Annotated in this window: 16 protein-coding genes; 6 read left to right on the top strand and 10 right to left on the bottom strand. The window is 64.5% G+C overall.

Annotated elements, in window-relative coordinates; genetic code table 11:
• Nucleotides 1-20: 20 nt before the first annotated feature.
• The 3 genes from HUK73_RS09155 to HUK73_RS09145 all read left to right on the top strand — a co-directional run bounded on the left by HUK73_RS09155 (nt 21) and on the right by HUK73_RS09145 (nt 4,387).
• Nucleotides 21-1,487 carry a TolC family outer membrane protein gene (locus HUK73_RS09155; protein WP_176591623.1) on the top strand — a complete coding sequence of 489 codons (1,467 nt, stop codon included), beginning with the start codon at nt 21-23 and terminating at the stop codon, nt 1,485-1,487.
• 128 nt (nt 1,488-1,615) lie between these two features.
• Nucleotides 1,616-2,125: a DUF2497 domain-containing protein gene (locus tag HUK73_RS09150; protein ID WP_176591622.1), complete on the top strand. Its 510-nt coding sequence runs from the start codon at nt 1,616-1,618 to the stop codon at nt 2,123-2,125.
• Between the two features lie 219 nt (nt 2,126-2,344).
• Nucleotides 2,345-4,387, top strand: a complete 2,043-nt coding sequence (locus HUK73_RS09145) for a S9 family peptidase (RefSeq protein WP_176591621.1) — start codon at nt 2,345-2,347, stop codon at nt 4,385-4,387.
• Between the two features lie 4 nt (nt 4,388-4,391).
• On the opposite strand, the gene HUK73_RS09140 is transcribed toward HUK73_RS09145, so the two are convergent.
• Nucleotides 4,392-5,105: an alpha/beta fold hydrolase gene (locus HUK73_RS09140; RefSeq protein ID WP_176591620.1), complete on the bottom strand. Its 714-nt coding sequence runs from the start codon at nt 5,103-5,105 to the stop codon at nt 4,392-4,394.
• 76 nt (nt 5,106-5,181) lie between these two features.
• On the opposite strand from HUK73_RS09140, the gene HUK73_RS09135 reads away from it, so the two are divergent.
• Together HUK73_RS09135 and HUK73_RS09130 are read left to right on the top strand one after the other, a co-directional pair.
• On the top strand, nt 5,182-7,905 hold the full coding sequence (locus HUK73_RS09135) for a valine--tRNA ligase (protein ID WP_176592894.1): 2,724 nt from the start codon (nt 5,182-5,184) through the stop codon (nt 7,903-7,905).
• Between the two features lie 44 nt (nt 7,906-7,949).
• Nucleotides 7,950-9,398 carry an MATE family efflux transporter gene (locus HUK73_RS09130; RefSeq protein WP_176591619.1) on the top strand — a complete coding sequence of 483 codons (1,449 nt, stop codon included), beginning with the start codon at nt 7,950-7,952 and terminating at the stop codon, nt 9,396-9,398.
• A 3-nt stretch (nt 9,399-9,401) separates the two neighbouring features.
• Here HUK73_RS09130 and HUK73_RS09125 read toward each other — a convergent pair whose 3' ends face one another.
• Nucleotides 9,402-11,060, bottom strand: a complete 1,659-nt coding sequence (locus tag HUK73_RS09125; RefSeq protein WP_176591618.1) for an ATP-binding protein — start codon at nt 11,058-11,060, stop codon at nt 9,402-9,404.
• A 188-nt stretch (nt 11,061-11,248) separates the two neighbouring features.
• Between HUK73_RS09125 and HUK73_RS09120 the strand changes: the two genes are divergently transcribed.
• A complete protein-coding gene (locus HUK73_RS09120; protein ID WP_218036443.1) occupies nt 11,249-12,331 on the top strand; it encodes an acyltransferase in 1,083 nt (360 codons plus the stop codon).
• On the opposite strand, the gene HUK73_RS09115 is transcribed toward HUK73_RS09120, so the two are convergent.
• From HUK73_RS09115 to HUK73_RS09080, 8 genes are all read right to left on the bottom strand, one after another.
• A complete protein-coding gene (locus tag HUK73_RS09115; RefSeq protein ID WP_176591617.1) occupies nt 12,299-13,315 on the bottom strand; it encodes an LLM class flavin-dependent oxidoreductase in 1,017 nt (338 codons plus the stop codon). The two genes, HUK73_RS09120 and HUK73_RS09115, sit on opposite strands and share 33 nt — an antisense overlap.
• A gap of 51 nt (nt 13,316-13,366) precedes the next feature.
• The gene (locus HUK73_RS09110) at nt 13,367-13,807 is read right to left on the bottom strand and encodes an Hpt domain-containing protein (protein ID WP_176591616.1); all 441 of its coding nucleotides are present in this window, start codon (nt 13,805-13,807) and stop codon (nt 13,367-13,369) included.
• A gap of 81 nt (nt 13,808-13,888) precedes the next feature.
• Complete coding sequence (locus HUK73_RS09105) at nt 13,889-14,104, bottom strand: sulfurtransferase TusA family protein (RefSeq protein ID WP_176591615.1); 216 nt, start codon at nt 14,102-14,104, stop codon at nt 13,889-13,891.
• Entirely contained in the window at nt 14,091-15,458 is a 1,368-nt protein-coding gene (gene der, locus HUK73_RS09100) for a ribosome biogenesis GTPase Der (protein ID WP_176591614.1), read from the bottom strand. The genes HUK73_RS09105 and der overlap by 14 nt, the downstream gene beginning before the upstream one ends.
• A gap of 117 nt (nt 15,459-15,575) precedes the next feature.
• Entirely contained in the window at nt 15,576-16,919 is a 1,344-nt protein-coding gene (locus HUK73_RS09095; RefSeq protein ID WP_369805516.1) for a PQQ-binding-like beta-propeller repeat protein, read from the bottom strand.
• 14 nt (nt 16,920-16,933) lie between these two features.
• Nucleotides 16,934-17,632, bottom strand: a complete 699-nt coding sequence (locus tag HUK73_RS09090) for a tetratricopeptide repeat protein (RefSeq protein ID WP_176591612.1) — start codon at nt 17,630-17,632, stop codon at nt 16,934-16,936.
• 74 nt (nt 17,633-17,706) lie between these two features.
• Nucleotides 17,707-18,579 carry a 3-methyl-2-oxobutanoate hydroxymethyltransferase gene (gene panB, locus HUK73_RS09085; RefSeq protein ID WP_176591611.1) on the bottom strand — a complete coding sequence of 291 codons (873 nt, stop codon included), beginning with the start codon at nt 18,577-18,579 and terminating at the stop codon, nt 17,707-17,709.
• A 130-nt stretch (nt 18,580-18,709) separates the two neighbouring features.
• On the bottom strand, nt 18,710-21,166 hold the full coding sequence (locus tag HUK73_RS09080) for a TonB-dependent receptor (protein WP_176591610.1): 2,457 nt from the start codon (nt 21,164-21,166) through the stop codon (nt 18,710-18,712).
• Between the last annotated feature and the right edge of the window lie 157 nt (nt 21,167-21,323).

The following is a 21,323-nucleotide window of genomic DNA, read 5'->3' as shown; positions in this document are numbered from 1 at the left end:
AGGAACAGTTTGGGGGGGACATGACGGCACGACATCAGGCTGTTCGCCGCGGCGCCGCATCGGTTTTGCTGCTCATCTCCTCCGCCATGGCGGGGGCGGCCCAGGCGGAGACGTTGCAGGGCGCGCTCGCCAAGGCCTATCGGTACAACCCGACGCTGAACGGGGCGCGGGCCGGGCTGCGGGCGACAGATGAAACCGTACCGCTTCAGAAGGCTTCGGGGCGGCCGGCGCTGAATGTGACGGGCACCTACACCGAAAGCATATTGAAGCCGACGATCAGCTTCACCTCGCCCCAGCGGACGTTGGACACCAACGCCCAGCTCAGCGTGCCGATCTATTCGGGCGGCAGTGTGCGGAACAGCATCAAGGCTGCCAAGACGCGAGTCGCGGCGGGGCAGGCCGACCTGCGCGGTACGGAATCCAGCGTTTTCTCCCAAGTTGTCGCCGCCTATATGGACGTCATCCGCAACGGTGCGGTCGTTGCGCTCAATCAGGCCAATGTGAACGCGCTGGAGGTCAATCTCCAGGCGACGAGCGACCGGTTCGAGGTTGGCGACGTGACCCGCACCGACGTTGCCCAGTCCGAGTCGCGTCTGGCGCTGGCCCGGTCCGATCTGCAGAATGCGGAAGCCAATCTGATTTCCAGCCGTGAAAATTACATCGCGCTGGTGGGCGAAGCGCCGGACAATCTGGAATCGCCGCCGCCCCTGCCGGGCCTGCCCGCGAGCGTGGATACGGCCGTGCAGGTGGCGCTCAAGGACAATCCCGACATTCTTGCCGCGCAAAAGCTGCGCGAAGCACAGGGTATCGATGTACGCGCCGCGAAGGGTACGGTGCTGCCGACGGTGACCGCCTTCACCCAGGGGGGGTACACCAATTATCTCGACACGCTGAGCGGCAGCTTCAACGGATCGCAGATCAACAAGCAGGCGGCGGCGGGCGTTCAGCTCAATATCCCGCTCTATCAGGGCGGTCGCCCGGCGGCGCAGGTGCGGCGCAACAAGGCGCTCGAGTCGCAGGCGATGGAGAAGGAGATCGAGGTCGAACGCGGTGTGATCGCGCAGACCCGTTCCGCCTATGCAAGTTGGCAAGCCTCGCTGGAGAGCATCCAGTCGAACCAGAAGGCGGTCGATGCCGCGAACCTGTCGCTGGAAGGCGTGCGAGCGGAAAATACGGTCGGCAGCCGTACCATCCTCGACATTTTGAATGCCGAGCAGGAAGCGGTGAACGCGAAGGTCCAGCTCGTGACGGCGCGGCGCAACGCCTATGTCGCGGGTTTCAGCCTGCTGGCCGCCATGGGCCATGCGGAAGCGGGCAACCTCAATCTGGATGCCGGCACGCTGTACGACCCGATGGTTAATTATGACCGGGTGAAGGGCAAGTGGTTCGACTGGGATTTCGGCCCCGCGCCCAAGTTGCAATCGACGCGGACCGTTGACTCGCCGGCGCAAAACGCCAATGTGGACCCCGCATTGGCGAAGCCTTAACGCAATTTTAACCTCGGCATGAGTTCCTAGGTTCTGCTATTAAGCATCTTTGCAGTCGGCCGATAGGGCAGCGTCTTGCAAAATGCTGGGCAGAAAATGCGTTAACGGGACGGGATTGGGGGTTAACCATGGGTGACATGAGCAAGGAACCCTCGATGGAGGACATCCTCTCTTCCATCAAGCGGATCATCGCGGAAGAGGGCGAGGAGGTCGTGCAGACCCTGCCGCGCCGGGTGCGCGGTGAAGCCGTGCCCAAGGCGGCGCCGCGAGCGCCCGCCGCGCCGGACGCTGCGGTGGAGCAGGCGAGCGAAGCAACGATGGATGAAGTGTTGGAACTGACCGACGAGGTCGCTGCGGAGGAACCCATGCCTGCCCATCGTACATCCCGCGCGCCCCGCCCGGTGGCTGAGGAAAGCGACGCATCCATCCTCTCGGTAGAGAGCGAGGTTGCGGCCCGTCATTCGCTGTCGGCCCTGTCGTCCATGCTGGTGGCGCCGAAGGAAGGCGAGGACAATACGCTGGACGGTCTGGTTCGTTCGCTGCTGAAGCCGATGCTGAAGGACTGGCTGGATGCGCGGTTGCCGCAGATGGTCGAAGAGATGGTGGCCAAGGAAATCGCCCGCATCACCGGCCGTTGAAGGTCGAAACAGGCGGTGATTCGCTCGATCCCGTCGAGCCATTGCGTTTAATCGCCGTTGCGCGCTTGCCCGGCCTTCTGACTCTTCCAGCTTTTTGTTTCTTTATTACGCGCTTGTGATTGATCCTTGCGAGCGGCACAGGCGCGGCTTACACCCTTTCTCATAGCTGTCGACGTGCGCCCTTCTGCGCCGTGCGATCCGATCCGAGGGTGTCACTCCATGAAAAATCTTCTGCATGTCGGGCTGGGCGCGCTGGCCTTGGCCCAAGCCGCGCTGGCCATCGCGCCGGCATCTGCCCGGCCGTTCACGCCCAGCGATATGGTCAGCCTCAATCGCGTGTCCGCGCCGACGGTATCGCCCGACGGGCAATGGCTGGCCTATCAGTTGCGGACGACCGACCTTGTGGGGAACAAGGGGTGGACGGACCTCTATCTGCTGGATTTGAGCAAGCCGGGCGCGGCGCCGCGCATGATCGCCTCCATCGCGGACAAGAATGAAAGCGCGCCGGCCTTTTCAGCGGATGGCCGGATGCTTTACTATATGTCCAACCAGAGCGGGGATGACCAATTGTGGCGCGCGCCCGTCGCGGGCGGCCAGAGCGAACAGGTGACGCGGGCGCCCGGTGGCATTTCGGGCTTTTTGCTGAGTCCGGGCGGTGACCGGGTGGCGCTGTGGGCGGATCGGCCGGTGGGCGCGAAGACCATCGACGATGTGAAGCCCGCCACGCCGCCCAGCGCAGGCACGGGCCGCGTCTATGACCAGCTTTTCGTGCGCCATTGGGATGCATGGGCGGACGGGCAGCGCTCGCAGATCTTCGTCATGCCGCTCAGCGGCGGGAAGGCCGTGTCGGTGATGGGCGCGCTGGTTGGGGACAGCCCGTCCAAGCCCTTTGGCGGGGCCGAGGAAATTGCGTGGAGCCAGGACGGCAAGACTCTGTTCTTCGCGCTGCGCGAGGCGGGGCGGATCGAATCGCTGTCGACCAATCTCGACATTTTCGCGGTGCCTGCGGACGGCAGCGCCGCGCCGGTGAACCTGACCGACGCCAATGATGCTATGGACACCATGCCCGCCGTATCGCCGGATGGAAAATGGCTCGCCTATGCCGCGATGAAGCGGCCGGGCTATGAGAGCGACCGGCTGGTGCTGATGCTGCGCAACATCGCGACGGGTGAGACGAAGGCGCTGACCGAAGGCTGGGACCGGTCGGTGGCTTCCATCGCCTGGGCGGCGGACGGGAAGGGCATATTCGTCACCGCCGACGATGTGCTGGATCATCCGGTATTCCGGGTGGACGTAGCTTCGGGCAAGGTCACGCGGCTGACGCAGGCGGGCCATGCGGGCAGCGTCGTGCCGCTGCCCAAGGGCGGCTTCGTCTATACGATGGACAGCATCCAGTCGCCTGCGGATTTTTGGAAGATGCCCGCAAAGGGCAAGCCGGTGCGGCTCACCAGCGTCAATGCGGACAAGCTGGCCGGGGTCGATGATGTGTCGGTGCAGCGCTACAGCTTCAAGGGGGCCAATGGCGAGACCGTCTGGGGGCAGATCGTGAAGCCCAAGGGCGCGACGGGCAAGCTTCCGGTGGCCTTCCTGGTCCATGGCGGGCCGCAGGGCAGCTTCAACGACAGCTGGTCCTATCGCTGGAATCCCAAGGCCTTTGCAAGCCATGGCTATGCGGCGGTGATCGTCGATTTCCATGGGTCGACCGGCTACGGGCAGACCTTTGTCGACAGCATCAACAAGGATTGGGGCGGGAAACCGCTGGAGGATCTGAAGCTGGGGCTGGCTGCGGCGGCGGCCAAGGATGCGCAGGTCGATGCGGGCAATGGCTGCGCGCTGGGCGCAAGCTATGGCGGCTACATGATGAACTGGATCGCAGGCAACTGGCCGGACGGGTTCAAGTGCCTCGTCCAGCATGACGGCGTGTTCGATGCCCGCGCCATGGCTTATGAGACCGAAGAGCTATGGTTCGACGAATGGGAACATGGCGGCCCCTATTATGAGAAGCCGGAAGAGTTCGAGAAATGGAATCCGGTCAACCATGTGACGAGCTGGAAGACGCCGATGCTGGTGGTGACGGGTGAGAAGGACTTCCGCATCCCCTATACGCAGGGTCTGGCGGCCTTCACGGCGCTCCAGCGGCGGGGCGTGCCGTCGAAGCTGCTGGTCTTCCCGGACGAGAATCACTGGGTCCTGAAGCCGCGCAACTCGTTGCAGTGGTATGATGAGGCGCTGGACTGGCTGGACAGGTGGACGAAGAAATAAGCCGCTAAAGCGCCCGGATGAAGCGGATCAGTATCTCCGCAAGCTTTTCGGGCGCTTCCACCGGGAGCATATGACCGACGCCTTCGACCACCTCCAGCCGGGCGTTGGGCGCGCGGTCGACCATCTCCTGATGCTGGGCGGGCGGCGACCATCTGTCCTCGCTGCCGGTGACGGCGAGGATGGGGCAGTGGATCGAGGCCAGCAGGTCCAGCCGATTCGCCCGGTTCAGCAGAGCCCGCTGCTGTGCCGCGAAAATATCCGCATCGGCGCGAAGCAGCATGGCGGTGATGCCATCGACCAGCGCCACGTCATCCCGCCGGTCCGGCGCGAGCATGGGCGGCAACCAGCTTCCGGCGACGCTTGCCATGCCCTCCGCGCGGGCGAGGTCGACCAGCTTCAACCGACCCTCCGCTTCCTGCGTGGTCGGACTGGCCGCTCCGGTGTCGAGCAGCACCAGCCCCACGATCCGCTCCCTCGCCTGATCGGCCAGTTCCAGCGCCACCCGTCCGCCCATGCTGTGACCGATCACCACCATCGGGCCGCTGACGCTCGCCGCGATCCGTTCCGCCATGAGGCCGAGAGAATCGCAGCCGTCGGTGCGGGCGATATGGACCGCGCCCAACCGGCTGAGCGGGCCGATCACCCCATGCCACACCCAGGCGTCATTCATCAGGCCGGGGATCAGCACGATGGTTGGCAGCTTTTGGGATGTGGTCACGGCTTTTTTGCCTCTTCGGAGCGGAAAGATGCAGCGGATATTTGACGCCGCCGCCGCCTTGCGTAAAGGCCAGCCTATGACCGAATTGCCCAAGACCTTCGACCCCGCCGAAATCGAGTCCCGCTGGTACGCCCATTGGGAGGAAAAGGGCCTGTTCCGCCCGGAACGTCCCGGCGCTGAACCCTTCACCATCGTCAACCCGCCGCCGAACGTGACGGGCAGCCTGCATATCGGCCATGCGCTCGACAACACCTTGCAGGATATCGTGATCCGTTACGAGCGCCTGCGCGGCAAGGATGCGCTGTGGGTGGTGGGCACCGACCATGCGGGCATCGCGACCCAGATGGTGGTCGAACGCCAGTTGAACGCGCAGGGCCAGAAGCGCACCGATTTCAGCCGCGACGACTTCGTCGCCAAGGTCTGGGAATGGAAGGCCGAGAGCGGCGGCGCGATCACGCGCCAGCTCCGCCGTCTGGGTTGCTCGATGGATTGGGCCAATGAGCGCTTCACCATGGATGAGGGCTTTTCGAAGGCCGTCATCAAGACCTTCGTGGAGCTGCACAAGCGCGGCCTGCTGTATCGCGACAAGCGGCTGGTAAACTGGGACCCGCATTTCCGCTCGGCCATCTCCGATCTGGAGGTCGAGACCAAGGAAGTGAAGGGCGGCTTCTGGCATTTCCGCTATCCGCTGGCGGATGGGGTGAAGCTGGCCGATGGCGCGGACCATATCGTCGTCGCCACCACGCGGCCCGAAACGATGCTGGCCGACATGGCGGTCGCGGTGAATCCCGAAGATCCGCGCTACAAGGACGTCATCGGCAAGGATATCCTCCAGCCGATCACCGGCCGCCGGTTCAAGGTGGTCGCGGACGAGCATGCCGACCCGGAACTGGGGTCGGGTGCGGTCAAGATCACGCCGGGGCATGACTTCAACGACTTCGAGGTGGGCAAACGGGCGGGCTTCCGCGCGGCCGACATGCTCAACATGCTCGACGCCGATGCCAATGTGATCCAGACCGCCGATGGGCTGATCCCGGATCGCTTTCTGGGGCTGCACCGTTTCAGGCGCGATGGCGTCGATGGCGCCCGCGAACTGGTCGTGGCGGAGATGAAGGCGCTGGGCATGCTTGTCCCGCATGTCACCAAGAACAAGGAAGGCGAGGAGGTCGAATCCGACGCTGAGCCGCGCACCATCCAGACACCCTTTGGCGACCGTTCGGGCGTGGTGATCGAGCCCTGGCTGACCGACCAATGGTATGTCGATGCCGAAAAGCTCGCCGTCGCGCCGATGCAGGCGGTGCGTGACGGACGGATCGAGATCGTCCCCAGGACGTGGGAAAAGACCTTCTTCAACTGGATGGAGAATATCCAGCCCTGGTGCGTGTCGCGTCAGCTCTGGTGGGGGCATCAGATTCCGGCCTGGTATGACGAGGACGGCAACCCTTACGTCGCGGAGAGCGAGGAGGAAGCGCAGAGCCAAGCGGGCAACAAGAAGCTGACCCGCGATCCTGACGTGCTCGACACCTGGTTCTCCTCGGCGCTCTGGCCCTTCGGCACGCTGGGTTGGCCGGAGCAGACCGAGACGCTCAAGCGCCATTATCCCAACGACCTGCTGATTTCCGGCTTCGACATCCTGTTCTTCTGGGATGCGCGCATGGCGATGATGGGGATGGAGTTCATGGGCCCGGAGCGGAGCGACCCGCAACAAAAAGTGCCGTGGCGCAAGCTCTACCTCCACGGGCTGGTGCGCGCGGCGGACGGGCAGAAAATGTCCAAGTCCAAAGGCAATGTCGTCGATCCGCTGGGCCTGATCGACAAATTCGGCGCCGACGCGCTGCGCTTCTTCATGTCCGCCATGGAAAGCCAGGGCCGCGACGTGAAGATGGATGAGAAGCGGGTTGAGGGTTATCGCAACTTCGCGACCAAGCTGTGGAACGCGGCGCGCTTCCTGCAATCCAACGGCGTCACCGCCTCGACCAGCCATGAGGCGCCGTCCGCCGAGGCGCCGGTCAACCGCTGGATCATTGCCGAAACGGTCGCGACCGTGCAGGCGATCGACACCGCCATGACCGAGTTGCGCTTCGACGCGGCGGCGAATGCCATCTACCACTTCGTCTGGGACCAGTTTTGCGACTGGTATATCGAACTCACCAAGGGGTCGATGGACGAGGAAACCCGTGCCGTCGCGGGCTGGGCGTTCGACCAGATTCTGGTCATGCTGCACCCCTTCATGCCCTTCATCACCGAAGAGTTGTGGAATCTGACCGGCGCGCGTGAGAGCGAGTTGATCGTCGCCCGTTGGCCGCAGGCGCTCTATGCCGTGGACCGGGAGGCGCAGGCCGAGATCGACTGGCTGATCCGCCTGATCGGCGCGATGCGCACCGCGCGCACGGAGCTCAACGTCCCGCCGGGCGCGAAGTTGGGCGTGGTCGTCCATGATGCGTCGGAGGAAACACGCCGCCGGATCGACCGGCAGGGCGCGGCGCTGGCGCGGTTGGGTCGCGTCGAGAGCCTGTCCTTCGGCGAGAATGTCACGGGCGGCGCGGCGCAGATTGTCGTCGATGAGGCGACTTTCATCCTGCCGCTGGAAGGCGTGATCGACATTGCGGCGGAAAAGGCGCGTCTCGCCAAGGCGTTGACGGCGGCGGAGAAGGAACGGGATTCCCTTTCCGGGCGTCTTTCCAATCCCAGCTTTGTCGAAAAGGCCAAGCCTGAAGCCGTCGCCAAGGCGCGCGAGGACCATGCCGAAAAGGCGGCCGAAGCAGAAAGATTGAAGGCGGCGTTGGAACGGCTGGCCTGAACGGCTCTCCCCGTTCACCGATAAGACAAGAATAGCGAGGAACGATGAACGGGGCAGCCAAGGGAAGGGATTTGACGCAGGGGCCGATCGGTCCGGCATTGCTGATGTTCGCGCTGCCGACGCTTGGCTCCAACGTGCTTCAGTCGCTCAACGGATCGATCAACGCGATCTGGGTCGGGCGCTTTCTGGGCGAGCGGGCGCTGGCGGCAACGGCGAACGCCAACATCATCATGTTCCTGTTATTCTCGGTCGTGTTCGGCTTCGGCATGGCCGCGACGGTGATGATCGCGCAGTCCTTCGGCGCGCGGGACCTGCCGTCCGCGCGGCGGGCATTCGGCGCGGCGGTCGGTTTCTGCACGATATTGGCGCTGGGTGTCGCAACAGCCGGATGGCTGGGCGCGCCCGCGCTGTTGCGCCTGCTGGCAACGCCTGCCGAGGCGTTCGGTCCTGCGCTGGCCTATCTACGCGTCATCTTCATCGCCATGCCCGCCAGCCTGCTGAGCGTCATGATCATGATGGGGCTGCGCGGCACGGGCGACGCGCGCACGCCGCTGATCTTCATGTTCGTCAGCGTCGGGGTCGATCTGGTGCTCAATCCGGTTCTGATCCTGGGGATCGGGCCGTTTCCCCGCATGGGCATCGCCGGATCGGCGACGGCCACCGCCATGGCCGGTTTCGTCAGCCTGATCGGCGTCATCCTCTATATCTACCGCAAGGACCTGCCGCTGCGCCTGCGAGGCAGCGAACTCGCCTATTTGCGGCCGACCGTCGCCCAAATCCGCATGCTGGTGGGCAAGGGACTGCCCATGGGCCTGCAAATGATCGTCATGTCGGCCTCAGGGCTGGTGATGATCGGCCTCGTCAATCGGGAGGGGCTGGTGGTGACTGCCGCCTATGGCGCGGCGCAGCAGCTCTGGACCTATTTGCAGATGCCCGCCATGGCCATGGGCGCGGCAGTCAGCGCCATGGCGGCGCAGAATATCGGTGCGGGCCGGTGGGACAGGGTGGGGCGGATCGCCACCTATGGCATCGGCTATCTGCTGCTCGTCACCGGGGCGATGATCGCGGTGATGCTGCTGTTCCACGAACCGTTGCTGGGGCTGTTCCTGGGAACGGGGAGCCCCGCCGTCCCTGTCGCCTGGCACATGCAATTGCTGGCGAGCTGGAGCTTCATCCTCTTCGGCTGCGCGATGATCTTCTTCGGCATCATGCGGGCGAACGGCGTGGTGGTGGGGCCGCTCCTCATCCTGACTTTCACCATGTTCGCGGTGCGGCTGGGCTTCTACAAGCTTGGCTATGGTACGCTGGGGGCGGATGCGCTGTGGCTGAGCTTCCCCATCGGTTCGGGCACGACGCTGCTGCTGGGCGTCGCCTATTATATGCAGGGCGGCTGGAAGAAGGCGAAGCTGCTGGCCCAGCCCAATGAGGAGGAATGCCGCGAAGCGGTCAATGCGGAGGGGGAGCCCGCCGGCCGAATCCTGCCGACGGGCTGAGCTTTATCGTCCCTGACTGCGCCAGCGGGTGATCGTCCGGTCGAGGATGTCGGCCTCGCCGCCCGACTGACGCCAGAGGTCGGTGAAGCTCGGATCGCCCGAGGCCGGACGCCGTTCTTCCTCCAGATTGTCCAACGCGACGCGGATCGGTACGGCGACGCCTTCGCCGCAGATGATCGCTTCCCGATTGCGCAGGGCGGGGATGGAATCGAGGAAGCCGCGCGCGCCTTCGGGCATGGCCGCCTTCACGAATGCCTGGTCGCGGTCGTTGTTGAGGCGCATCGAAATGATCGTGCCGCACTGCGACAGCACGCCTTCGGCAAGGTCGGAGGGGCGCTGGGTGATGAGGCCCAGCGACACGCCATATTTACGGCCTTCCTTGGCGATCCGCTCCAGGATGCGGCGCACCGCCTGACCGCCGCCGGTCGTGCTGCTGGGGATGTAGCGATGCGCTTCCTCGCAGACCAGCAGGATCGGCCGCTGCGGCTCGTCGCGTGCCCACAGCGCATAGTCGAACACCAGCCGCGAGAGCACCGACACGACGACCGACGTGATGTCGGACGGCATGGACGACACGTCGATGATCGAGATTGGCTTGCCGCCCGAGGGCAGGCGGAAAATCTTGGCGAGGAATTCCTGCATCGAATCCGCAACCAGCATGCCGGAGAACATGAAGCTGTAGCGCGGATCGGTCTTGATCTCGTCGATCTTGGTCTTCAGCCGCATATAGGGCAGCGACCCGGTGCCCTTGTCCAGCTTCCCCATTTCATTCTGGAGGATGTTGGTAAGGTCCGACAGCAGATAGGGCACCGGCGAATCGACCGTCAGCCGGCCGATGCTTTCAGCCAGCCGGTTCTTCGACCGGGCGGCGAGCAGGCATTTGGCGAGGATGTCGCAATCGACCGTCCGTTCGGACCCTTCGGAGGTGACGAACACCTCGCAATGCTCTTCGAAATTCATCAGCCAATAGGGGAGGGCGAGGTTGTTGACGTCATAGACCGCGCCATTGGTCTGGAAGGCGGCGCCATATTCGCCATGGGGATCGATCATCACGATATGCCCCTGCGGCGACAGGTCGCAGATGCGATGGAGGATGAGGGCGGCGCTGGTCGACTTGCCCGTACCGGTCGAGCCGAGCAACGCGAAATGCTTGCCCAGCATCGAATCGACATAGAGGGCCGCGCGGGTGTCGGTGGTGGGATAGACGGTGCCGATCTGCACATGGGGGCGGTCGTCGGCGGAATAGATTTGCTGCATGTCCTGGCTGGACACCGGATAGACCGCCGTACCCGGCGTCGGATAGCGGGTGACGCCACGGCGGAAGCGGTAGATGCGCCCCGTCAGCTTTTCCTCGTCGCCTTCGCCCAGAAAATCGATGTCGGCGATGATGTTGCCGCCGTCCTGACGATCCATCGCCATGGTGCGCACGCTGGCGATCAGCCAGACGTTGCCGACGCGCATCTTCACCTGCGCTCCGACCTGCCCGGCCATGGCGATGCAGGGATCGGCATCCCGCGCCAGCAGGGCAAGGCGCGCGCCATCGAGGACCAGTTGCGAACTGGACCCGGCAATCTGGAAAACCATGCCCATCGGATCGACCGCTGCCTGAAAGACTTGCGCTTGCGCGCCGGCGAAATGGTCAGCACCGTGCATATGGGTCATGAGCCTTTTATTCTCCTCGACCGGACCGGATTCCGGCACGTCGGAGCGATTTAACGTGCGACTGGTAAAGAATATGCTTATCCCGCCCCCATAAACTAGCGTGCGGCCCTTGCCTGCGCCGCCATGTGCAGAGGAACCTTGTGTCGGGCCTGGTCGTTGAAACATTTGCCGAAAATCGGGAAAATTGTTTGGTTCACACGCTGACGACCGACGCGGCCCGCCGATCCGATGCGATCTCCATCGCGCGCGTCATCTGCATATTGGGCGTGGTCTATGTCCATGCCTGGACGGGCCTGAGCGGCTATGATCTGGAAAGCCTGCGCGGCACGCCGCAGGACAGCCTACGCTGGGCGTTGATGGAGATTTTCGGGCGCAGCGCGGTGCCGTTGCTCGGCCTGATTTCCGGCTGGCTGGTTGAAGGGTCGTCGCGCACGCAGAACTGGATACGCCATGTCGGACGCAAGGCCCGGACCATATTGTTGCCGATGATCCTGTGGAACGGCCTGGCGATCCTGTTCGTGTCGGGTGCCGCATGGATCGTGGGCCTGTCCGCGCCAGTGCCATCCTCGACCGACTGGATGTTCCAGGAACTGTTCATCGTCAGTCGCAACCCCGACATCAACGTGCAGATGCCGTTCCTGCGCGATCTGTTCCTGTGCATGGTCGCCGCGCCGCTGTTCGTGCGCCTGCCCGGCTGGATGCTGGGCCTGATCGCGGCCATGGCGGCGCTTTGCCAGATCATGGGTTGGGGGCCGCCGGTGCTGATGCGGGCGTCGATCCTGTTCTTCTTCGTCATGGGCATCATTGCCCGGCGCGAGGGCCTCGCCGATCGCGTGGCGGCGCTGCCCTGGACGGTCGCCGCGCCGCCCTTCGCGCTGTTGATGATCGCGCAGCTTCATTATTCGCTGCATCCGGTGAGCGGGATGCCGAGAATCGGTATCGCCACGCTGGACATGGCGGCGCGGGTCGCGGCGGCGGTCTTCTTCTGGCGGCTGGCGTGGAGCCTGGCCGCCAGCGCCGCGCGAGGGATGCTGCTGCGCATCGAGCCGTTCGCCTTCTTCCTCTTCTGCTCGCACCTGATCCTGATCTGGCTGGGCGGGCCGGTGCTGGGCGCCCTGTTCGGCAAGCTCGGCTCGCCGCTCTATCCGGCCTATCTGCTGGTCCAGCCCTTGCTGGTGCTGGTCGCCGTCATCCTGCTGGGGTCGCTGCTCAGCCGCGCTGCGCCACGCATGGCGAAGCTACTGAGCGGGGGCCGCCTGATGGCCGCCTGACACCGCTTTCGCCGCTGCCATGGCGATTTCCAGGCTGCGCTTGCGGGCCTCGAAATCATGGATCTGTCCGCCCAGGATGATCTCATCGACCTGGGTGCGGCGGATGAAGGCAGCCAGATCGCGCTCGACATCTTCCTGCGCGCCGATGGTGGAGGCGCTCAGCACGTCGGCCAGCATGGCCTGCGCCTGGGGCGGCAGGTTTTCATAATAGCCCGGCACCGGCGGTTGCAGCTTGCCCGGACGGCCGGTGCGCAGGCGGACGAAGGCCTGCTGCATGGAGGTGGCGATCAGGCGCGCTTCCTCCGTCGTGTCAGCGGCGAAGACGTTGAAGCCCGCCATGACATAGGGATATTTGAGCTGGGCCGAGGGCCGGAAATCGCGGCGATAGATGGCGATGGCCTCGTCCAGCGCACCGGGCGCGAAGTGGGAGGCGAAGGCATAGGGCAGGCCCAGCGCCGCCGCCAACTGTGCGCCATAAAGGCTGGAGCCGAGAATCCAGAGCGGCACATCCTCGCCCGCGCCGGGCGTCGCCTGAAAGCCGAGGCGTTCGTCCCCGGCGAAATAGGCCTGCAATTCCATGACGTCGCGGGGAAACTCGTCCGGACCGCCAGTCAGGGTCCGACGCATCGCCTGCGCGACGCGCTGGTCCGAACCGGGCGCGCGGCCAAGGCCCAGATCGATCCGGCCGGGAAACAGCGCGGCGAGCGTACCGAATTGCTCCGCGATCAACAGCGGTGCATGATTGGGCAGCATGATGCCGCCCGCACCGATGCGGATGCGGCTGGTGGCCTGACCGATATGCGCCAGCACCACGGCGGTCGCTGCCGATGCGATGCCGGGCATGCCGTGATGCTCCGCCACCCAATAGCGATGAAAGCCCAGCGCTTCGGCATGGGCGGCAAAGGCGGCGGCATTGGCGAGCGCCGCTTGCACATTGCTGCCTTCGATGACGGGGACGAGGTCCAGAACGGAGAAACGGGTCATGGCCCGGATATGGGGCACTAACCCGTTTTATTTCAATACGTAATTTTCAAATCAGCCTGCGCGGCCGAAACCCTGCGCGGGTGTATCGACGCGCCGGCCAAAGCCGGAGGGCCGCCGCGCGACCAGCGGATTGGCATCGCGGTCCAGCAGCGCCATGGTTTCGGTGAAGCAGGGGCGCAGCGCCACCACGTCCTGGATCAGTTCGTCGGGGCTTTCCCGGCTTTCGATGCAGCGGCGGGCGACCATCTCGATTTTCTCCGCCATGGCGCTCAAGCGATAGGCTCCGAATTGGGCGGCTTCGCCTTTCAGCGTGTGGGCGGGCGTCACGAGTGCGACGGCGTTGTCGGCGCGAATGGCCTCCTCGATCGCGCCGATCGCCTTGCCGCCATCTTCCCGGAAATAGCCGAGAATTCGCAGAAAGGCGCTGCCGAGCTCCGATCGCGATTTGGCAAACTCGGTCCAGTTGACCAGTTCTGCCTCTTGATATGACACGCTGCGCGACTCCCTGATTTGCCGCGACAGTATAGAAGGGACGCGTAAATAGCCGGTTAAGCCGTATCGAGCCTGGAACGATCAGCCGGGCCGGACGAAGGCGAAGAGATGCGGTCCCCTGACCTCGAACGCCCAGCCCTGCTGCCGGGCGAGCGCCTCCAGTTCGCCGGGCGCGATGGGGTCATCGGCCTCCATGGTGACGGCGTCCGCGCTGCGCATGGCCCGGGCGGCGCGCAAGGCGGGCCAGGGGCATTTCATGCCCCTGGCGTCGACATGCACCGGCTCATTTATTGGCATAGGGATTTTTGGCGCTGCGCAGCGTCAGACGCACAGGCACCGCGCCGAAACCCAGTTCCTTGCGGATGCCGTTCACCAGATAGCGGCGATAGCTTTCCGGTAGTTCGTCCAGCCGCGTGCCGAACAGCACGAAGGTCGGCGGGCGGGTCTTGTTCTGGGTGATGTAGCGCAGCTTGATCCGCTTGCCGCCCGGCGCGGGGGGCGGATTGGCCTCCAGCGCGCGTTCGAACCAGCGGTTGAGGATGCCGGTCGACACGCGCTGCGACCAGGCTGTGCGGGTTTCGAAGGCGACGCGGATCAGGTCGTCCAGCCCCTTTCCGGTGGCGGCCGAGACGGTCATGATCGGCACGCCGCGTATCTGGGCGAGGCCGTCGGACAGCGCCTGCTTGATGCCCTGATAGAGCGCCGAGCCATTCTCCACCGTGTCCCATTTGTTGAGCGCGATGACGAGCGCGCGGCCTTCCTCCAATACCTTGTCGGCGATGCGCAAATCCTGCGCTTCAAGGCCACGGGTGGAATCGAGCAGCAACACCACGACTTCCGCGAAATTGACCGCGTTGAGGCCGTCCGAAACCGCCAGCTTTTCCAGCTTGTCCTGCACCTTGGCGCGCTTGCGCATGCCCGCCGTGTCGATCAGGCGGACGGGGCGTTCCTGCCCATCCGGGCTGGTCCATTTCCAGTCGACCGCGATGCTGTCGCGGGTGATGCCTGCTTCCGGCCCGGTCAGCAGGCGGTTTTCGCCCAGCAGACGGTTGATGAGGGTGGACTTGCCCGCATTGGGCCGCCCCACAATGGCGAGTTTGAGCGGTGCGGCTTCAAGGTCGGCTTCGCTCAGTTCAGCCTCTTCTTCCTCATCCTCCCGGTCGATATAGGGGAGCAGCGCCTGGAACAGATCGGCCAAACCCTGTCCATGTTCGGCGGAGAAGGGGATGGGGTCGCCAAGGCCGAGGCTGAACGCCTCCATCACGCCATCGTCGCCCGCCTTGCCCTCGGCCTTGTTGGCCATCAGCACGACCGGTGCGTCGCCCTCGCGCAGCCAGCGGGCGATTTCCTCGTCCAGTGGCGTAATCCCGGCGCGGGCGTCGACGACGAACAGCGCGACATCGGCATTTTCCACCGCCGCCTGCGTTTGCAGGCGCATGCGGCCGGGCAGGGTCTGCGGATCTTCATCCTCATAACCGGCGGTGTCGATGATGGTGAAATCGACGCCAAGCAGGCTAGCCTGCCCCTCGCGCCGGTCGCGGGTGACGCCGGGCTGATCGTCGACCAGCGCCAGCTTTTTGCCGACGAGCCGGTTGAAGAGGGTGGACTTGCCCACATTGGGCCGCCCGACAATGGCAATAGTGGGCAGCATGGCAGGCCCGTTTCCTTTAAAATATCAGTGCTCCTGCGAAGGAAGAAGCCCGGTCCGAACGGTGGAGCCGGGCTCCTGCCATCGCAGGAGCACATTTGCTTAACATCAATGTGGCCGTCAGCGAAGCGCCGTCAGCCTGCCGTCATCCGCGAGAATATACAGCGTGTTGTTCGCAACCACCGGCGACAGTGACATGGACTTCTTCATGTTCACCTCCGCCTGGATTTTGCCTGTGGTCGGATCGACATAGTTGAGATCGCCATGGGTCGACACCAGGATCAGGCGGCCACCCGCCAGCACCGGGCCGGTCCAGCGGATCGCCTTGTCCTTCTTCTTCACCTTTTCCCAGCGGCGCAGCTGGCTGATCCAGCGAATCTTGCCGGTGGCGCGGGCGACGCAGAGCAGCTTGGCGTCGCTGGTCACGGCGAACACCCATTCGCCCACGACGGCCGGGGTGGAAATGCCTGCGATGTTGATTTCCCAGAGGCGCTGGCCGCTCACCAGTTCGTAGCTGGCCATGCGGCCGCCCTGACCGATGGCGAACACCCGGCCGCGATCGATCACCGGATCGGCGTCGATGTCGGTCAGCGTCGCCACGGCGGTCGAGATGCTGGTGCGCGACAGCGCATCGCCCCACAGCGTCCGGCCATTTTCATAACGATAGGCGGTCAGCTCGCCCGAGCTGTAGCCCGCGATCACCGTGCCCTGCGCGGCGGCGGGGGCGGCCACGCCGAAAATGCCGGTGACCTGCAGCGTGCCGCTATCGGTCCACTGCACATCGCCGTCGCTCTGATTGAGGGCGAAAATCTGGTTGTCCTGCCCCATCACATAGACATGACCGTTGGCGAGCGTCGGCGCGCCGCGCAGCGGTCCGCCGGGGCGCTTCTTCCACAGGATGGCGCCGGTGTTGGCGTCCAGCGCGGCGACATCGCCGACGCCGGTGCTGGCGTAGAGCTTGCCGTCGACGAAGCTGACGCCGCCGCCGAACCGGGCGCGGCCGCTGCCTTCGGAGGGCAGGGCGGTCTGCCACAGCCGCGCGCCGCTGTTGGCGTCGAAGGCGATGACACGGGCGTCGGCGTCGATCACATAGAGCTTGCCGCCCGCGATGATTGGCGCAGAGGCAAGGCGTGCCTGCGGCGTGCTGCCCGCGATGGAAGCGGTCCAGGCCTGCGAGGGCGATGCGCTGAGCGCCAGATTGCCCATGATCTTGGCGGGGCTGCCGCCCGGCTGCGACCATTGGTCGTTGGCATAGGGTTCGGGCAGGGCCACGGGCACGTCGGCCAGCGTCGGATCGACCTCCACGCCCTGTTCATTGCTGAGGATCGAGGTGCGCTTGCCGACCACGGGGGTCTTCGGACCGCCCTTCTTGCCGCCGACCACGCCGCAACCTGCAAGCAGGGCGATCATCATGGCAACAGTCACGGCGCGGCTGGCGCCCGAAAATTTCGTCATGCTGTGCATTCCCATGCGCCCAATCATTCCTGTCCCGCCGCGTTCGGCGTTTCGACTGCATCCACACCCAATAAGCCGGCCATCTGTCGCGCGCGTGAACGGATCGACTGGGGCACGTTCCTGTCCTTCGCCATGGCGGCGAACAGCGGCCCGGCAAGATCGTTCTTGCGCATCTTCATATAGGCGATGGCGACCAGTTCCCCGGCGCTGCCGAACCATGGCGCGCCCTCGACGGCAAGGGGCTTCAGGCGATCGACCACCTGCTGCGGTTGCAGGCTCTCAAACTCCAGCGTGGTCTGGCGGATCAGCGCGAGATCGCGATAGGGCTGATCGATCGAACTGTCGCTGACCATCGCCTGATAGGCGGCGATCGCGGCCTTGCTATCCCCCTTGCGCGCGGCGGTGCCGGCCTTCACCAGCAGGGCCGATGCGCGGAAGCCGGGCTGGCTCGCCTGAGTCAGCGCGTCAAGCTCCTTCGCGTCGGGCGTGCCGCCGCCGACAGCCGTGGCGATCACCTGGTCCATCTTCTCCGAAACGGCCTGCGACTGCGTTTTCGTATAATGCTGCCAATAGAGCCAGCCGCCGAACGCCGCGAGGCCAAGGACCACCAGCACGACGATCCAGCGACCGAAGCGCTGCCAGAAGGTCAGCAACTGGTCCTGTCGAACGGCCTCGTCGACCTCACGCATGAAGGCTTCGCTGTTTTGCGGCGTCAGGGCCACTTGGGTCTCCAGAAAATCGTCAGATAAGGCACGCGGAAGGCGCGATCATTAGCGGCGCTATTGCTCCGCGCAAATCACTTTTTGGGGCGATAGACCTGATCTTCGGTCGGAAAGTGCCGGTTTCGGACATCTTCGGCGTAGCGGGCGGCCGCCTTTTCGATCGTTTCGGCGATATTTTCATAGCGTTTCACGAAGCGGGGCACGCGTTCGAACATGCCCAGCATGTCTTCCGCCACCAGCACCTGGCCGTCGCAATGGGCGGAGGCGCCGATGCCGATCACGGGGACGTCCACGCTGTCGGTGACGGCAATGGCGATATCCTCCATCACCCCCTCGATCACCATGGAGAAGGCCCCGGCCTGCGCCACCGCGCGGGCGTCGGAGATGATCTTCGCATGCTCCTCCTGACTCTTGCCGCGCGCGCCATAGCCGCCCAGCGCGTTCACCGCCTGCGGGGTGAGGCCGATATGGGCCATCACCGGGATGCCGCGCTGGCTGAGGAAGGAAATCGTCTCCGCCATGGCGACGCCGCCCTCCAGCTTGACGCCCGCGCAGCCGGTTTCGGCCATGATGCGGCTCGCGCTGGCAAAGGCCTGTTGCGGGGAGGCTTCGTAACTGCCGAAGGGCATGTCGACCAGCACGACGCTGTGATAGCTGCCGCGCACCACGGCGGCGCCATGGGCGATCATCATGTCGAGCGTGACGGGCAGGGTGGAGGGCAGGCCGTAAATCACCTGACCCAGCGAATCGCCCACCAGCAGCATGTCGCAATGGGGGTCCAGCAGTTGCGCCTGCCGCGCGGTATAGGCGGTCAGCATGACCAGCGGTTGTTCCGTCTTCCCCTCGAACTTGCGCCGCTGGATGGCGGGCACGGTCAGGCGCTTCATCGGCGCGGGGGTGGGATTGGCGCGGCTGGTCGACGTGTCGAGCGTGAAGGTCGTGGACATGGCTGCGCTCTACCCCAGCGGCGCGCCGGGCGCAAATCGCGCGAAGGTCCAGTCGGATGCAAGCGGCATCAAAAGAAGCGGGAGCGGCAGGCCAGTGCCGCTCCCGCAGGGGGTGAACATCGTTGATCGGTCAGAAAGAGAATTTCATCGTCCCGCCCCAGGTCCGCGGGTCGCCGGGCGTGCCGGCGATCAGGCCGGTGTTGCCGGGGGCAACCTGAAGATTGTCGATATAGTTGACGTCAAAGGCGTTGCGGGCCCAACCGAAGATGTCGAAGCCCTCGCCACGGAAGCCGGCGCGGAAGTTGGTCAGGGCGTAGCCCTTCACCTCCGTATAGATGGACGGCGAGGCGTTGGAGTTCCAGTGCGACCGATAATTGCCGTCGACGCCCAGATAGACCTGACCTTCCTTGTCCAGCAGCGTGACCGGGACGTTGTATTCCGCGCCATAGGAGAAGGCCCATTTCGACACGCCGGGCAGATTCTGGCCGGAAATGTCGCACTGGCGCGGGCTGGCGGTGTTGGGGACGCCCGCATTGGAATAGTCCGGCGTCGCGCCGATCGGCTGGAGCGTGCCACCCGACAGTTCGGGCGGGCAGGGCGCGTTGGTGAATTTCTTGTACTTGGCGTCGGTATAGGCGCCATTGGCATAGGCGGTGAAGCGATCGCTGGCGACGATCTTGAAGTCAGCCTCTATGCCCTGCGACCGGACCTTTTCCGCATTGGCGAGGTAGCCGCGCACGGTGCCGAACTGGCCGCCATTCACCGTCGCCTGGAAATTCTTGATCTCCGTGCGGAAGGCGGTGAGGTTGAAGGTCGCCCGGCGGTTCCAGAACTGGGTCTTCAGGCCGACTTCAAAATGGTTGACTGATTCCGGCTTCACCGTGCTGGCGTCGTAATTCACCGTATTGTCGGCGTTGAGCGGCAGGCCGTTCTGGTTGATGCCCAGCGTCTTGAAGCTCTTGGCATAGGTCGCATAGGCGAGGACGTCCGGCGCGATCTTGTAATTGATGTTGAAGTCGTAGGTGAAGTTCCAGGCGCTGTCGGACGGCGCGCTGACCTGCGGCTGGTAGATGCCGCACTGCGCCGCCAGCACCGGCTGGGTGGTGGCATTGGGGACGGGAGTGCAACTGATGACCTGCCCCTGACCGTTGGTCACGACGCGCTGGTAGAAGCCCGACTTCTTGTCATAGTTGAGGCGCGCGCCCGGCTGGATGGTGAGGGCGTCCGTCACTTTCCAGCTAAGCTGGCCGAACAGGGCCGCGCTTTCGCTCTTGAGCCACTGCGTATTGGTGGCGGTCAGGCCGTTGAGGACGCTGGGATCATTCGCCAGCGCGCCGGTCAGGCTCCACTTGCTTGCGGCGCTGCCCTGCTGCTCGGTGCCTTGGGTGTCGATCCGCTGCTTGAAGCCGAACAGGCCGACCACGAAGTCGATCTTCTGGCTTTCGTAATTGTAGCGGAACTCCTGGCTATACTGGTTCTGCTGCGAGGGGTTCTGCGATTTCGAGACGATCGGCAGGCCGGTGAAGTCGCGGTCATTCGCGGGCTTCCAGTCCCAGAAGCGCCAGGCGGTGACGGAGGTCAGCGTGCCCGGCCCAACATTCCAGACCGCCTTGGCCGACACGCCGCCGATCTTGTTGCCGGCATTGAGTTCGCTGTCGAGATCGGTCAGCCGGTCATAGGGATTGCGGCTGGGAACGACATAATTCTGCGCGGCGGCGAGCGCATCATATTGGCGGGTGATCACCCGCTGGGTCTTGCCGACGCGGACGAAGACCGTGCCGCAGCATTCGGGGTCCTGCTTGCTATAGTCGCCCGACAGGGTGAGGCTGAAATCGTCATTGGGCTTGAACAGCAACTGGCCGCGCAGGCCCAGATTGTCCTGTTCGTTGATCCAGCGGTCGGTCGTCACATTGTAGATCGTGCCGCGACGGCTGGTCGAGGCGATCGCGATGCGGGCGGCGATGGTGTCGGACAGCGGCCCGGACACGGCCGCCTTCGCCTGCTTGTAGTTGAGATTGCCGACGGTCAGCTCGGCGCGGGCCTCATAATCAAAGGTCGGCTGGTTGGTCGTGATGTTGATCGCGCCCGCCGTGGTGTTCTTGCCGTAAAGTGTGCCCTGCGGACCGCGCAGCACTTCAACCTGGGCGACATCGAGGAAGTCGAAGGTCGCGGCGGCGACGCGGGAGTTATAGACGTCGTCGACATAGATGCCGACACCCTGTTCAAAACCGTCGCTGGTCAGGCCGAACGGCACGCCCAGGCCACGGATGTTGACCGAGGTGTTGCGCGGGTTGGTGGTGTAGACCTGCAAGGTCGGCGCCAGTTGCTGGAGCTTCACGACGTTGAAATTGCCGGTGGCCTCGATGCTGTCGCCCTTCACCACGGAAATTGCCAGCGGCACTTCCTGCGCCGTTTCCTGACGGCGGCGGGCGGTGACGATGATCACCTCACCGCGAGGGCTGCTTTGTTCAGCGCTGTCTGCGGTGTTGGTGTCCGCTGCGGGCTGAGGCGCGTCCTGCGCAGAAGCATTGGACGCAATGATGGATGCGCTCGCCACGCCGGCGAGCCACAGAAAACGCGCAATCATGGTAATTCCCCTTCCGGATGTCCGGTGAAATTGATCGCGGCATTTCCGGTGGTCCGGTCAAAGCCGTAGGTCTGGGAATGGTAAATGTGGCCCACCCCTTGCCACTTTTATCCGGCCGGCCTTTTGGCGGACCTTGTTCAGCAACCCTGTCTTTATG

Origin of the sequence: Sphingobium sp. EM0848 (assembly GCF_013375555.1) — a bacterium.
Taxonomy (GTDB): Bacteria; Pseudomonadota; Alphaproteobacteria; order Sphingomonadales; family Sphingomonadaceae; genus Sphingobium.
The sequence above is the reverse complement of the archived record's forward strand: the minus strand, read 5'-3'. Positions and strand labels throughout refer to the sequence as shown.